A 14,846-nucleotide genomic window follows, 5' to 3' on the forward strand; every position below is an offset into this window, starting at 1 on the left:
GAATGAACAATAAGATTGCCATCATTGGCACAGGTATTTCTGGTTTGACCTGCGCGCACCTTCTAAATAGGCAGCACGATATCACAGTGTACGAAGCAAATGACTATATAGGTGGTCATACTGCAACGAAGAAAATAAGCGACAATGGGGAAACTCACCATATCGATACAGGTTTTATCGTTTTTAATGATTGGACCTACCCTAACTTTATAAAGCTCATTAATCAGTTAAGTGTTGAGTATCAACCAACAGAGATGAGCTTCTCTGTAATGAGTAAAAAGGCAAACCTAGAATACAACGGCAATAACTTAAACAGTTTATTTGCACAGCGGCGTAATATTCTGAGGCCTAAATTCTGGCGTATCGTGAAAGACATATTGACGTTTAACAAGACGTGTAAAGCGATGGTCGCAGAAAACCGTGATACTTCTTCACTTACGTTAGAAGACGTCATTAGAGAATTAAAACTAAGCGATGACTTTGCACGTTATTATATTTTGCCTATGTGCGCCGCAATTTGGTCCAGCAGCTTAGAGCAAACGAGAAAGTTTCCACTCACGTTCTTTTTGCAGTTTTTCAACAACCATGGCTTGCTCAATATTACCGACCGTCCTCAGTGGTACACAATTAAAGGTGGGTCAAGCCAATACATTCCGCCTTTAATCGCACCATTTGAGTCTAAGATAAAACTATCGACGGCCGTTCTGTCGGTAGCGAAAAGCGATGATAAGTGGCAGGTTACCGACTCTTCAGGCAACGCTGCGATGTATGATCATGTGGTATTTGCGTGCCACAGTGACCAAGCGTTAAAAATGATTCACTCACCGACTTCGCTGCATCGAGATATCCTTGGAAATATCCCTTACGCAGAAAACGACGTGGTGATGCACAAAGATATTTCACAGCTGCCTAAAAGAAAATTAGCTTGGGCGAGTTGGAATTACAGCTTAAAAGAAGACGCAAGTGAGGAAGCCCGCCCCGCTTCTGTCACTTATAACATGAATATTCTTCAACGCCTTGAAGCACAAAGCACCTATTGTGTAACGTTAAATAATACTGCGGAAATAGACCAAAAGAGTTTTCTTCGAAGTTATCAGTACGCACATCCGCAATACAGTGCCAGCATGGTCAACGCCCAAGCAAGAAGAAATGAAATTTGTGGCGTAGACAACTTACATTTTTGTGGAGCCTACTGGTATAACGGTTTTCATGAAGACGGCGTAACTAGCGCACTTGATGTTTGTTCTCGCTTTGGTGAAGCCCTGTGATAGAAAGTGCCATCTACAAGGGTAAGGTTTATCACCAACGGTTTAAGCCTACTCAGCATAAATTTGACTATGACATTTATTTATTTTGGCTAAAGCTTGAGAGCAACGAACTCGAAACCTTGTCCAGTACGTTAAAACGCTTCTCTGCATACGACAAGGCTAGAGTGCGTTTCAAGCGTGAAGACTATTTAGGTGATCCCTCTTTACCTCTAGGTCAGGCAGTAATAGACAGAATGACAGAGTTAAACGGAGGGAAGACGCTTCAAGGCGATGTCTTTATGCTGGGACAACTGCGTATGTGGGGGCTGTATTTCAGCCCAGTGAATTTCTATTACCTACGCAATGCCGAAGGTAAGTATACACATATGCTTGCCGAAGTAAGTAACACGCCGTGGAATGAGCGTCATCACTACCTTGTAAATCTAGATACTCAAGACGATACGCCAAAAGCTTTTCATGTTTCCCCGTTTAATCCAATGGATATGACCTACAAATGGTCGATATCGCAGCCGTCGGCTAGACTGTCACTTGCGATGGATTGTGTAAGAGACGACAAAGAGTTCAGTGCAGGGATTAATTTGACTAAATTTACTTTAGATAATGCGAATCTATCTGCGGCACTTAAACGTATACCCAGTATGACAATAAAAACTGTGGCTGGAATTTATTGGCACGCGCTTAAACTATTGCTTAAACGAACGCCACTGTATACACACCCAGAAAAAAGTCAGGAACAATAACAATGTCTTTTGGTGAATCTGTACTACTGACCACCTCAGAGGTCTCCTTTGTAGATAAAGCGTGTAGAACTCTATTCCTACAATGCTTAAAACAACTGCCTTTTGGCAGTTTAACCATTCAAGAAAACGGCGATGTCGTTGCGCGTTTCGGCACAGACGAAAGCGATTTGCGTGCAACGGTAAATATCAAGGATGTACAAGCCTATCGACGCTTATTGCTTGGCGGAAGTGTGGGCGCCGGAGAAGCATTCATGGATGGGTTATGGGACAGTGACGACGTAACAGCCGTGGTAAGAGTGTTTGCTAGGAATTTATCTACCCTTGACGAATGGGAGAATAAATTTAAATGGGTGACTATGCCCATCAACAAGATTCAACACTTTGCACGTCGAAATACAAAGGACCAAGCCAAGAAAAATATCGAGGCGCATTACGATCTGGGTAATAAGCTTTATACCCGCTTTCTTGACCCAACAATGATGTATTCGTCAGCCATATACCCAGATCCGAATGCAACTCTCAATGATGCACAAAATTACAAGCTCAAAGCCATTTGCGACAAGTTACAGCTTAGCGAAACCGATCATCTTCTAGAGATTGGCACGGGCTGGGGCGGGCTAGCCGTCTATGCTGCTAAGCATTATGGTTGCCGCGTAACGACCACTACCATTTCAGAAGAGCAGCATGCATGGGCAAAAGAATGGATTGCCCGAGAAGGACTTGAAAGCAAAATCACTTTGCTGAAAAAGGATTATCGCCTACTTGAAGGCAAGTACGATAAGCTCGTGTCTATCGAGATGATTGAAGCTGTAGGCAAACAATTTTTAGGCAATTTCTTTGAGAAATGCTCGTCACTTTTAAAAGACGACGGCCTAATGCTGCTTCAGTCAATAACCATTGATGACAGACGTTACGACAGCTATTCAAATAGTGTCGACTTTATTCAGAAATATATCTTTCCGGGTGGATTTTTACCTTCTCAGCACCAGCTTAACGCTCACCTGAAAAAGTACACTAATATGATGATTCGTGACTTACACGACATCGGGATTGACTATGCGAAAACATTGAACCATTGGTATGAAGCATTTATTTCTGCAAAAGATGAGCTTTTAAACGACGGTTATGACGAGCGTTTTATGCGAATGTGGACCTACTACCTGAAATATTGTGAAGGTGGTTTTTTAGAAAGAACAATCAGTACCGTTCAGCTTGTGATTTCAAAGCCTCATTACAGACTTGATTTGGCTCGTGTTTAACTACGCTAATTATCTATAGTAGTGACAAAAAAAGCGGCGCCCTTTTGGCGCCGCTTTCTTGTTTGAAGCTGACACTAGGTCAAAGCACTACTCATCTACAACTGATATAGGCTTCGACAGCATTGGCTTACCCTGATTAATATTAATTTCAACGCGACGATTTTGCGCTCGGTCTGAAGGTGTAGTGGCATTTTCTACAATTGGAACGGTATCTGCCTTACCCACTACCGACATACGACTTTCGTCAAACCCTGGCGCGGTCCGCATGGCTTCAGCGACCGCTACAGCGCGCTGCGCTGACAAGTCCCAATTAGAACGATAGAGTTCATTAGCAATATGCTGACCGTCACTGTGCCCTGAAATTTCGATTTCTCCAGGCACATCCGCCAACAGCGTACCGATTTTTCTCAACACCGGTTGGAATTGGGGCTGCAAAAAGGCTGAGCCCGCCGAGAAGGAACCGTTCTCACGAATTCGAATGGTTAACTGCTGACCCAACGATTCCATTTCCACCGAACCATCTAGAATTTGTTTTTCTAATTGCTGCGCTACTTTTTTCATCAGTTCAGCCATTTGCGACTGATCGGTGCTTTGCTCAGCCGATGAAGACGACTCAGTAGCCGTTTGTTGAGATTGTCCGCCACGCTGCTCGCCGCGCTGCTTCTGCCTTCCGCCGGCAGAGTCTTCGTTACCAGCCTGAAATTCCAGCATTTGTTGGGTCATTTCGTTAGTTTGCTGCTGAATGGATTCAATGGGCGTAGGGTCAGGTTTACCCGGACGAAATTCCATAGCAATAACACTGGTACCCTTTGGAATATCTTTTACTTCAATTTTATTTTGCACACCAAAAGCAAACTTCATAGAGCCCGCAATTTGTTTAAACTTCAGTACGTCCATTTCCGAAAAAGAAAGAAGGAGTACGAAGAAGCACATAAGCAACGACATCAGGTCTGCGAAGGTTCCCATCCAGGCTGGAAGCCCCTCGGGGGGACATTTTGGGCATTCTTCTTCGGCCATTACTCTTCCTCTGCGCTTCCGCGTTTACTCGCCGCAAGGTAGTTCTTTAATACCCCTTCGATAACACGTGGGTTCTGGCCATCGGCTATACCCACAATACCGTCAAGAACAAGACTCTGGTTTAACTTCTCTTCACCGGCTCTTACCGCCAGTTTAAAGGCAATTGGCAAACACACGACGTTGGCAAAAAAGGCACCATAAAGCGTAGTTAATAGCGCTACCGCCATAGCAGGACCGATGGCTTTAGGGTCATCCATGTTTGAAAGCATGGCAACCAGACCGATCAAAGTACCAATCATACCCATCGCAGGCGCTACGTCACCCATTCCTTTAAATATAGAAGCGCCGAACTCATGCCTTTCCGTTGTCATAGAAATATCTTTAGCTAACGTTTCTCTCACCACTTCAATGTCGTGGCCGTCAACCAACATGTCCACACCTTTTTGCATGAACTCATTTGAAATTTCCGCTTCTTCTAGTGCCAGAAACCCGCCTTTTCGCGCAGCGTCTGCCATTTCAACAATCTTCTCGATAAGCTCTTCAGGCGTTTCAATTTTGAACATGAATGCTTTGCCAGCAACTTTACCCGCACTGAAGAATTGGCCCAACGTAAACTGAGATAGGACAACAAATAGTGTTCCCCCGAATACAATAAGTATTGATTGCACGTCGATGAACATGCCCAAGCTGCCGCCCAGAATCATAGCCATCACTATGAAACCAATGGCGCCCAACATACCTATGACGGTTGCTAAATCCACTCACTCTTCCCCATTTATGCGCAGTCAGTGCTGTTAGTGTACAAATACCCTATCGGCAAAAGATAGAAATACTAAAACGACATTATTGAAAAATATCACATTATTTTGTTTATTATGAAGTAGGTTCTATGCAAAAGCGCAGCTTTGTCTTTTTTCTAAACTAAAATACCTACCGCTTTTTCAGCTCCTTACTTTTTCCTTCACAGTAAATAACACGGTTACTTCTGAAAGGTTAGTGAACCCTGCATCGAATATAGCACAATTTGCTTGTATGTTGCCTTTTGAACTGGATGAAAAAAAAGCTATGTTACTGTGATATAGGCGATATACGGACAAACCATTTGACCCTTGTGCAACCCTCGGTTAATGTGCGCGGTATACGTATTTTGGCCACTATATTGAGTGTTTTTATGACGACAGAAAAAGCATCAGCGTCTTTTGAAGAAACTTTATCAGAACTAGAAGCTATCGTTAACGAAATGGAAAGCGGTGATCTGCCTCTTAATAAAGCACTAGAAAAATTTGAGCGCGGTATAGCACTTTCCCGCCAAGGCCAACAATCTCTTGAAAACGCCGAGCAAAAAGTAAAGATACTGCTCAGTGAACAAGGCGAAGAAACGCTCCACCCTCTTCCTGAAAGTGAACAGCCATAAATCGTTCATTTTTAACTAACAGGCAATCTATGAATTTTTCTGCTTTGCATCAGCAAGTTAAACAGCAAACTGATGCATCTCTTCTTACATTAATTGACGAATTACCCGATTACGCGCCGCGCTTGAAAGACGCAATGCGTCACGCCTTACTTGCTGGCGGTAAACGGATGCGGCCACTACTTGTTCAAGTAGTAGGTAACACCCTAGACGTGCCCAAAAAAGACCAAATGGCTATTAGTATGGCCATTGAATGTGTGCACGCCTACTCGTTAGTCCACGACGATTTACCAGCCATGGACGACGACGACTTGCGCCGCGGTATGCCAACCTGCCATATTGCCTTTGATGAGGCTACCGCTATTTTAGCTGGGGATGCACTGCAGGCACTTGCATTTACAGTGTTAGCTGATGCGCCATTAAGCACGTATGCTGAAACAAAGCGTAGCCAGTTACTGTCTGTACTTGCGAAAAGTGCGGGTTACATAGGTATGTGCGGTGGGCAAGCTATCGATTTAGCCAGCACCGGCAAAACCATCTCGCTAGAAGAACTAAAACAGCTGCATAGATTGAAAACCGGTGCATTGTTAAAAGCCTGCGTAGAAATGGTCGCCATTGTTAGTGAAGGCTTACTGCCTCAAACTAAAATTGACTTAATGGCTTATGCCGCGGATATTGGGCTAGCTTTCCAAGTTCAAGACGATATTTTAGATGTGGAAGGCAGTAGCGAAAAATTAGGTAAGCCCGCGGGGTCAGACGAAGCGTTAGGGAAAAATACCTTTCCAGCCAAACTTGGTATTACAGGCGCTAAACAAGAATTAGAAATGCTTCACGATAATGCACTTCAAGCATTGGCGCGTTTACCCTACAATACTGACAGTTTAATCGCGTTTAGCGAGCTTTTGGTAAAACGCGACCATTAGCCACGCGCCATGTTGAAAAAGATAATAAGTACATGAGTTTAGATCTCCAACATTACCCAACGCTTGCGCTTGCGCAAACACCCGATAAATTGAGGCAGTTGCCCCAAGACAAATTACGCGAGCTCGCCGATGAGTTGCGTGAGTACTTACTTAACAGCGTAAGCCAAACTAGTGGGCATTTTGCATCTGGTTTAGGCACAGTGGAACTGACCGTCGCTTTGCACTATGTGTACGACACCCCCTTCGATCGACTGCTGTGGGATGTAGGTCACCAAGCTTATCCGCACAAAATCCTTACAGGTCGTGCAGAGCGCATGAGCACCATTCGCCAAAAGAATGGTCTGCACCCTTTCCCATGGCCGCCTGAGAGCGACTACGACACCTTTGCAGTTGGTCATTCGTCTACATCGATTAGTGCAGGGCTGGGCATGGCTGTGGCTGCCGAAAAAGAAGGCAAAAACAGAAAGGTTGTAGCGGTAATTGGCGACGGTGCTATGACCGCTGGTATGGCGTTTGAAGCCCTTAATCACGCTGGTGATATCAAGAAAGACATGGTAGTTGTACTTAACGACAACGAAATGTCTATTTCTGAAAACGTAGGGGCGTTGAACAGTCACTTAGCTCGCTTGCTTACAGGCAACTTTTTCAACTCTATACGCGATGGCGGCAAAAAGCTGCTAAGCAATGTACCTCCTATTAAGGAGTTTGCCAGCCGTGCAGAAGAACACATTAAAGGCATGGTTGTCCCAGGCACGATATTTGAAGAGCTTGGCTTTAACTACATTGGCCCTATCGATGGCCACGACGTAAATGGTGTTGTCGATACGCTACGCAATATGCGCAAGTTTGACGGCCCGCAGCTACTTCACGTAGTCACCAAGAAAGGTAAAGGTTACGCGGTTGCTGAAGAAGACCCTATCAAGTTCCACGCGGTACCAAAATTCAATCCGGCTGACAACGCTTTGCCAAAATCTAAGCCTTCAGCCCCTACCTACTCTGCAATCTTTGGGAAATGGCTGTGTGATATGGCGGCACAAGACCCTAAGCTAATGGCGGTAACGCCAGCCATGCGCGAAGGTTCAGGCATGGTTGAGTTTTCTCAGCGTTTTCCAGAGCAGTATTTCGATGTTGCGATTGCTGAACAGCACGCGGTGACCTTTGGCGCAGGCCTTGCCAAAGACGGTATGAATGCGGTTGTTGCTATTTATTCGTCGTTCCTGCAGCGCGCCTACGACCAGCTCATTCACGATGTGGCGATTCAAGACTTACCCGTATTGTTTGCCATTGATAGAGCCGGTATTGTTGGCGCAGATGGCCCTACTCACCAGGGGGCGTTTGATATCGCTTTCCTGCGCTGTATTCCGAATATGGTGGTTATGGCTCCTTCAGATGAAAATGAATGTCGTCAAATGCTCTACACGGGTCACAAGCTACAAAAACCAGCTGCTGTTCGTTACCCTCGCGGTGCTGGCATGGGTGTCACGCCTGACGAAGCTATGACAGAGCTTGAGATTGGTAAATCTCGTTCGTGTCGAGAATCATCAAAAGGCAAGTCTGAAAGTATCGCCATTTTAAACTTTGGCTGCCTACTGCCCTGCGCGCTTGAAGCTGCAGAGGCGATTGACGCTACCGTTATCGACATGCGTTTCATTAAGCCGTTAGACGGCGACGCAGTATTAAAAGCTGCCAGTGAGCACAGTGCACTTATTACGTTGGAAGACGGCTGTATTATGGGTGGAGCTGGTAGTGCCGTACTAGAACACTTGCAGCAAAATGGCGTATTAAAAGCGGTGAAGATGTTAGGGCTGCCTGATAGTTTCATACTGCAAGGCACACAGCAAGAAATGTACAAAGAGCACGGCTTAGATGCTGAAGGTATTATTGCGGCGGCTAGCAGTTTAAGTGCTAACTAATTAAGCTTTAAAATCATTACTAAGACATTAAAAAGCCCGCTATTTTGCGGGCTTTTTCGTAAATAGTTTGCTCACCGTCAACTGGCTTTCCTTTGAGGTAAGTCTAACAAAATGGCGGCGAATATTCGTAATGAATTAAAACAAAGCCAATGCGGCAGGCCAAAACGCTATTAGTAAATGTAGACAACCGCATGCCATGGCGCCAGCGATAAGATCATCAAGCATAATGCCTGTACCGCCGTGCAAGCGCTTATCTATGATACCTATTGGCCAAGGCTTCAAGATATCGAAAAGCCTGAATAGAACAAAGCCTACAAGTAAAGAGGACGCTGAAATAGGTACAAACAGAAAGGTCACAAACATGCCCGCTATTTCATCCCACACTATAGAGCCATGATCGTGAACCTGCATATCGTCAGCAGTCTTGCCACACAGGTAAATGCCTACAACTGAGAATATCAGCGTAAGCGCGATAAAGGAAATTAGGGAAATCTGGCTACAGGCAATAAGTAGGGGCAACGCAGCAAGTGAGCCAAAGGTTCCCGGCATGAAAGGAATAAGTCCACTGCCAAAGCCTAGTGCGAGAAAATGCACGGGATTTTTCATACTCACTCTAGCGCGAAACTCAGCCTGCATGCTTTTTCCTTTTTATTGCTTTTGTCGGACAAATAGGCCGCCTAAAAGGCGTGCTCGTAACCTGACACGTTAACAGGTGTGTACTTTTCGTTGTCTTTGAGCAATGAAAGTGTGCCGTTATGACCGGTTAATTGGCCAATACATGTGGCTTTCACGTTTGTGCTTGCCAACGAGGTTTCAAGACTTCCGCGCTGCTCTTCACTTACAGTGAAGATAAGCTCATAGTCATCGCCTGCAGACAGCGCGTATTCGATAGCTTGCTCTGGTGTAACCGCGCTTGTTAATGCTCGTGACAACGGTAAACGCTCTACATGAACATTTGCACCGCAATTAGACGCTTTTAGGATATGACCTAAATCTGAAATTAAACCATCAGAGATATCAATGCACGACGTTGCAATACGTCGGATAGCTGTGCCCACCGCTACGCGAGGAGTTGGGAAGTAATGACGATTTACCAAGACATCTTTCGCTTCACCGCTTACACTCAGCTTATTTTGCAGGATGTCTAAACCTGCACCTGCGTCACCAAGCGTTCCCGTGACATAAAGCCAATCACCTGGCTTAGCGCCGCTACGCGTTAGCTCAGAACCTGGCGGTATGAAGCCTTGAGCTGTAATCGTGAACGCCATTGGGCCTTTAACCGTATCGCCACCGATAAGCTGTACAGAATAGTACTGAGTTAGCTCATAAAGGCCCGAAACAAAGTCATCTAGCCAAGCTTCGTCCACTTCCGGTAATGACAGAGATAAGCTAATCCACGCTGGCTCTGCGCCCATTGCGGCAAGGTCGCTTAAGTTTACCGCCACTGTTTTATACGCAACAGACTTCGCCGGTGCGTCTTTCAAAAAGTGCACACCTGCAACCAGGGTATCTGTGGTAACGGCAAGCTGTTGGTTTTCAGGAACCGTTGTTACAGCACAGTCATCACCAATACCAATAACAACGTCTTTGCGTTTGTGGCCGCTGTTTGAAAAGTAGCGGCCGATAAGATCAAATTCTTTCACGGTAATTTTTAAACCCTTTTAGCGGCAGTCCATGCCGCCACGGTAAGGTTAGTCGCGCTCGTCTTTGCGCAATGTGCGCACTGCTTTGTCCAGAGCACCATTAATGAACTTGTGACTTTCTTCAGCACCAAATGCTTTAGCAAGCTCAATCGCCTCATTAATAATTACGCGGTAAGGGACGTCAATGCGCTCGGTCAGTTCCAGCGTCGCAATGCGCAAGATTGCTTTTTCAATAGCGTCTAACTCTTCAGGCAAACGGCCAAGGTAAGGCTTGATGGTCGCATCAAGCTTACTTGCGTTGTGTGCAACACCGCGAAGCAGAGCTTGGAAATACGCCATATCTACCTTTTGCATGTCGTTACTGGTGGCTAGCGCCAGTTCAACCTGCTGAATATCGTTGTGACTCATTTGCCATGAATACACGCCTTGCAGAGCGAGTTCACGGGCTTTACGACGAGCTGAAACTTTCACTTAATGTTTACCTTAAAGCTTTTCAACAGCATCGATAACGTTAACCATTTCCAGCGCACCAAGTGCAGCTTCTGCACCTTTGTTGCCCGCTTTGGTTCCTGAACGCTCGATAGCCTGTTCAATTGAATCTGTTGTAATTACGCCAAATGATACAGGTACACCGTATTCAAGAGAAACTTGCGCAAGACCTTTGTTACATTCGCCTGCTACAAAATCAAAGTGTGGCGTACCACCACGAATAACCGCACCTAGTGCGATGATGGCGTCAAATGACTTTTTCTCAGCTAATTTCTTAGCTACTACAGGTAACTCGTAAGCACCAGGTACACGTACTAACGTGATATCGTCATCACTCACTTCACCGTGACGCTCTAGTGTATCTAGTGCACCTTCAAGTAAGCTTTCAACTACAAAGCTATTAAAGCGTGATACAACGATAGCAAATTTCTTACCGGTTGCTCTGATATTACCTTCAATTACCTGCATGGATTCATTCCTCGAGAAAAAACGGCGCGAAGTATACCACAACTGCGCCCAAACTAAATCGATTGTTTCTTTAACTTCAACTATTCGTAAACGGGTACGTCAGCTTAACTCAATGTGGGAAGGGAGTGCTTGTCGCAAACCCTCCACCGCATGGATGCGGTGGCGGAGCGTACAAGGATGTATTCACCGCGTGTTTGCGACGAGCACTCCCTCTCCACTTTAGCTCCGCCCTACAGCTAAGTACTAGTCGTGCACGTACTCCACTACTTCAAGGCCGTAACCTGAAAGTGCGTGATATTTAATTGGTTTACTAAGAAGACGCATTTTGTGTACGCCCATTGATGCTAGAATTTGACTGCCTACACCAATAGTGCGTGACGATCCCTGCCAGTCAGCGCCAGTCGGGCGCTCGCCTCGGTCTTCTGCGGCAAAGCGGCGTACCTGACTTTCAATATGCTCTTCTTTACCTAATAGCACCAATACGCCACCGTCTTCTGAAATTTTGCGCATGCCATCTGCAAGCGTCATCGAGCGATGAATACCGCGGGTAGACCCAAGAAGATCACTAAACGTATTGTGAAGGTGTACACGTACAAGTGTCGGCTCATCTTCTTTAATTTCGCCTTTTTTAAGTGCGAAATGAAGTTGGTTGTCGATGCTGTCTTTAAACGTGTGAAGCTCGAAATCACCATACTCGGTTGGCATATTGCATTGAGCGACCTTTTGAATGGTGGTTTCGTTGAGATTGCGATATTCAATTAAATCAGCAATGGTGCCGATTTTAAGATTATGTTTTTCAGCAAACTTTTCTAGTTCTGGACGACGGGCCATCGTGCCGTCTTCATTGAGGATTTCTACAATAACCCCAGCAGGCTCTAACCCTGCCAAACGCGGTAAATCTACACCAGCTTCAGTGTGACCTGCGCGGTTTAACACGCCACCGTCTTTAGCAATTAGCGGAAAAATATGACCCGGCTGTACAATGTCTGTCGCTTTCGCGTCTTTCGCTACAGCAGCTTTAATGGTTGTTGCGCGATCTGCCGCCGAAATGCCTGTAGTCACGCCGGTTGCCGCTTCAATAGACACAGTGAAGTTGGTAGAAAATTGTGCTTCATTTTTATCCACCATAAGCGGAAGATTCAGGGTGCGACAGCGCTCTTGCGTCATTGGTAAACACACTAAACCGCGAGCGTGGGTTACCATAAAGTTAATGGCTTCAGGCGTCACATGCTCTGCCGCCATTATCAAATCGCCTTCATTTTCCCTGTCTTCGTCATCCATCAAGATAACCATTTTACCTTGGCGAATGTCTTCAATAATTTCTTGTGTAGTGTTAAATGCCATGTTGTGTGCTTCTTGTAGGGTTATTTTCTTAAAAATCCATTCTCGGCAAGAAATGCCATGTCAATGCCTTTGCTTTTTGGTTCGGCGGCTTTGTCGCCCAACATCAATCGCTCTAAATAGCGCGCAATAACATCAACCTCTAAGTTCACCGCTGTGCCCACTTTATAGCTTCCCATAATGGTTTCTTGCAATGTATGAGGAATGATCCAAAGCATAAATTCTGCGCCATTAACTTCGTTAACAGTTAAGCTGATACCATCAACGGTGATACTGCCTTTATGCGCAATATATTTAGCCAAGGCTTCTGGCGCTTTTACCCAGAACTCTACGTAGTCTGAGTGCTTAATGATTTGTGTAACCTCGCCTACACCATCAACGTGACCGGAAACGATATGACCACCTAAACGGTCGCTTGGACGCATCGCTTTCTCAAGATTCACCGCAGAGCCTGCGCTGTAATGTGCAAAGCCCGTTAATTTGATGGTCTCTGCCGACACATCTGCACAATAATAATCGGGGCCCATATCAGTAACGGTTAAGCAAACACCATTGGTCGCAATACTGTCGCCGAGTGCGACATCAGACATATCAAGCGTAGGCGATGAAACGGTAAGTCGAATATCGTTGCCACGGTTATCAAGCTTCTTAATTGTACCTAGCGCTTGAATAATTCCAGTAAACATAAAGTTCCTCTTTAATCGCGTTAACCACGGGTGTTGCTAACATCAGGACGGAAGATAAGCTTAATATCGTTACCCACTTGACGATTTTCAATAAGCGAAAGCGAAATACATTCATTTAGCGACGTGAACGCGGGTAAATTAACCATACTGACTCCCTTATCACCTAAAAGCTTAGGCGCTTGGTAGCATATAAGTTCATCCACCAGCCCTTCTTGCAATAATGCACCGGCAAGGCCAGGGCCTGCTTCCACCCAGACTTCATTGTATTGCTTGTCACCCAATGCTGACATTAGCGCATGTAAGTCGAGCTTACCGTCTTTTTCGTCCAGTTGGAGATAGTGCTGAGTAGCGGTGTCTGGGTGAGCCTGTGACGTCGCCGTGAACGTAATATTGCCGTCGTTAAAAAGTGTGTAGTCTCTAGTAAGCTTACTTTTGCTATCTACAACAACACGGGCAGGTTGACGAATGTGTTCCAGAGGATAATTAGTGAACTGTGCTTCTTGTTCTCTAACCAACAAACTAGGGTTATCGGCTTTCACCGTACCTGAGCCTGTTAGCACCACGCAACTTTGTGCACGATACTGTTGCACATCCCGTCTTGCCTCTGCTCCAGTAATCCACTGACTCACCCCATTTCGAAGGGCTATTTTTCCATCTAGGCTAATGCCTAATTTCACGCGAACAAAGGGCTTACCGGTAAGCATGCGTTTAATGAACCCAGGGTTTAGCGCTGCGGCCTCAGCAGCCATCACTTCGCTTACCACTTCGATGCCTGCTTCCTGCAGAATGCTAATACCGTTACCGCATACGTTTGGATTCGGGTCGGTCATAGCAATAACAACACGCGCTACCTTTGCTTCTACCAAGGCAACAGCACAAGGCGGTGTGCGCCCAAAATGACTACAAGGTTCAAGTGTAACGTATGCCGTCGCGCCCTTTGCGCCTTGCGGACGTGCGTTAGATGCTTGTCTTAATGCATGCACTTCGGCATGGGGTGTACCAGCTTGAATGTGATATCCCTGACCGAGCAATTGATTGTTTTCGTCAACAATTACACAGCCTACGCGAGGGTTAGGAGAAGTGGTAAAACGCCCTTGTTGGGCAAGCTGAATGGCTTTTGCCATCCAAAAATAATCGTTTTTAACCGTATCGTGGTTCACTTGGATTCCTGTTGTAGCCCTAAGTGTCTGATGTTTGAGAGGTCGCCGACTTAATCTCCTAATCGTGCAATCTCTTCTCCGAATTCACGAATATCTTCGAAAGAGCGATAAACGGAGGCGAACCGGACATAAGCAACTTTATCGAGTTCTTTGAGGGCTTTCATAATTAGGTTGCCGAGCAGTTCACTGCTCACTTCACGTTCACCGGTTGCGCGCAACTGTGACTTAAGTGAGAGGATACATTGTTCAACTTTTTCTGTGCTCACAGGGCGCTTTTCGAGTGCGCGTTGCAAGCCTGCACGAAGTTTATCCTCGTTAAACGGTTCACGAGAACCATCGCGTTTAATAACGCGAGGCATCACGAGCTCAGCACTTTCAAAGGTCGTGAAGCGCTCGTGACACACCATACATTCACGGCGTCTACGCACCTGTTGCCCTTCTGCAACCAAACGAGAATCAATGACTTTTGTTTCTTGTTCTGAACAAAACGGGCAAAACATGAATAATCCTTAAATATTGCGTACTTAG

16 protein-coding genes are annotated in these 14,846 nt (G+C 45.6%); 6 read left to right on the forward strand and 10 right to left on the reverse strand.

What is annotated here, in order from left to right:
- Positions 1-2 precede the first annotated feature (2 nt).
- From BZA03_RS15000 to BZA03_RS15010, 3 genes are read left to right on the forward strand one after another with little or no spacing between them, the layout of a single operon-like run.
- The gene (locus BZA03_RS15000) at positions 3-1,268 is read left to right on the forward strand and encodes an NAD(P)/FAD-dependent oxidoreductase (protein WP_110289198.1); all 1,266 of its coding nucleotides are present in this window, start codon (positions 3-5) and stop codon (positions 1,266-1,268) included.
- On the forward strand, positions 1,265-2,008 hold the full coding sequence (locus BZA03_RS15005; RefSeq protein ID WP_110289199.1) for a DUF1365 domain-containing protein: 744 nt from the start codon (positions 1,265-1,267) through the stop codon (positions 2,006-2,008). Before BZA03_RS15000 ends, BZA03_RS15005 begins: the two co-directional genes overlap by 4 nt.
- A gap of 2 nt (positions 2,009-2,010) precedes the next feature.
- A complete protein-coding gene (locus tag BZA03_RS15010; RefSeq protein ID WP_014976979.1) occupies positions 2,011-3,267 on the forward strand; it encodes a cyclopropane-fatty-acyl-phospholipid synthase family protein in 1,257 nt (418 codons plus the stop codon).
- 87 nt (positions 3,268-3,354) lie between these two features.
- Here BZA03_RS15010 and BZA03_RS15015 read toward each other — a convergent pair whose 3' ends face one another.
- Both BZA03_RS15015 and pomA read right to left on the reverse strand, forming a co-directional pair.
- Positions 3,355-4,284 carry a flagellar motor protein MotB gene (locus BZA03_RS15015; protein ID WP_110289200.1) on the reverse strand — a complete coding sequence of 310 codons (930 nt, stop codon included), beginning with the start codon at positions 4,282-4,284 and terminating at the stop codon, positions 3,355-3,357.
- Entirely contained in the window at positions 4,284-5,045 is a 762-nt protein-coding gene (gene pomA, locus BZA03_RS15020; RefSeq protein WP_014950082.1) for a flagellar motor protein PomA, read from the reverse strand. The genes BZA03_RS15015 and pomA overlap by 1 nt, the downstream gene beginning before the upstream one ends.
- A gap of 410 nt (positions 5,046-5,455) precedes the next feature.
- Between pomA and xseB the strand changes: the two genes are divergently transcribed.
- The 3 genes from xseB to dxs are packed head-to-tail and all read left to right on the forward strand — an operon-like array spanning position 5,456 to position 8,531.
- Positions 5,456-5,698, forward strand: a complete 243-nt coding sequence (gene xseB / locus BZA03_RS15025) for an exodeoxyribonuclease VII small subunit (RefSeq protein WP_014976981.1) — start codon at positions 5,456-5,458, stop codon at positions 5,696-5,698.
- 29 nt (positions 5,699-5,727) lie between these two features.
- Positions 5,728-6,618 carry a farnesyl diphosphate synthase gene (locus BZA03_RS15030; protein ID WP_014950084.1) on the forward strand — a complete coding sequence of 297 codons (891 nt, stop codon included), beginning with the start codon at positions 5,728-5,730 and terminating at the stop codon, positions 6,616-6,618.
- A 32-nt stretch (positions 6,619-6,650) separates the two neighbouring features.
- A complete protein-coding gene (dxs, locus tag BZA03_RS15035) occupies positions 6,651-8,531 on the forward strand; it encodes a 1-deoxy-D-xylulose-5-phosphate synthase (protein ID WP_110289201.1) in 1,881 nt (626 codons plus the stop codon).
- Positions 8,532-8,666: 135 nt separating this feature from the next.
- Here the strand turns inward: dxs and BZA03_RS15040 are convergent, their stop codons facing one another.
- The 8 genes from BZA03_RS15040 to nrdR form a co-directional block, all read right to left on the reverse strand.
- A complete protein-coding gene (locus BZA03_RS15040) occupies positions 8,667-9,167 on the reverse strand; it encodes a phosphatidylglycerophosphatase A (RefSeq protein WP_014950085.1) in 501 nt (166 codons plus the stop codon).
- Between the two features lie 41 nt (positions 9,168-9,208).
- Positions 9,209-10,174 carry a thiamine-phosphate kinase gene (thiL, locus tag BZA03_RS15045; protein ID WP_014950086.1) on the reverse strand — a complete coding sequence of 322 codons (966 nt, stop codon included), beginning with the start codon at positions 10,172-10,174 and terminating at the stop codon, positions 9,209-9,211.
- Positions 10,175-10,222: 48 nt separating this feature from the next.
- Positions 10,223-10,645, reverse strand: coding sequence for a transcription antitermination factor NusB (gene nusB, locus BZA03_RS15050; protein ID WP_012518940.1), 423 nt, complete (start codon positions 10,643-10,645; stop codon positions 10,223-10,225).
- 12 nt (positions 10,646-10,657) lie between these two features.
- Positions 10,658-11,131, reverse strand: a complete 474-nt coding sequence (gene ribE, locus BZA03_RS15055; RefSeq protein WP_014950088.1) for a 6,7-dimethyl-8-ribityllumazine synthase — start codon at positions 11,129-11,131, stop codon at positions 10,658-10,660.
- 243 nt (positions 11,132-11,374) lie between these two features.
- Positions 11,375-12,475, reverse strand: a complete 1,101-nt coding sequence (ribBA, locus tag BZA03_RS15060; protein WP_014950089.1) for a bifunctional 3,4-dihydroxy-2-butanone-4-phosphate synthase/GTP cyclohydrolase II — start codon at positions 12,473-12,475, stop codon at positions 11,375-11,377.
- Between the two features lie 20 nt (positions 12,476-12,495).
- The gene (locus BZA03_RS15065) at positions 12,496-13,158 is read right to left on the reverse strand and encodes a riboflavin synthase (RefSeq protein WP_110289202.1); all 663 of its coding nucleotides are present in this window, start codon (positions 13,156-13,158) and stop codon (positions 12,496-12,498) included.
- Positions 13,159-13,178: 20 nt separating this feature from the next.
- Positions 13,179-14,318, reverse strand: coding sequence for a bifunctional diaminohydroxyphosphoribosylaminopyrimidine deaminase/5-amino-6-(5-phosphoribosylamino)uracil reductase RibD (gene ribD, locus BZA03_RS15070; RefSeq protein WP_061486145.1), 1,140 nt, complete (start codon positions 14,316-14,318; stop codon positions 13,179-13,181).
- A 50-nt stretch (positions 14,319-14,368) separates the two neighbouring features.
- Complete coding sequence (gene nrdR, locus BZA03_RS15075) at positions 14,369-14,818, reverse strand: transcriptional regulator NrdR (protein WP_012517538.1); 450 nt, start codon at positions 14,816-14,818, stop codon at positions 14,369-14,371.
- Positions 14,819-14,846: the final 28 nt, after the last annotated feature.

The sequence above is a fragment of the Alteromonas sp. I10 genome (genome assembly GCF_003201515.1).
Lineage (GTDB): Bacteria > Pseudomonadota > Gammaproteobacteria > Enterobacterales > Alteromonadaceae > Alteromonas > Alteromonas macleodii.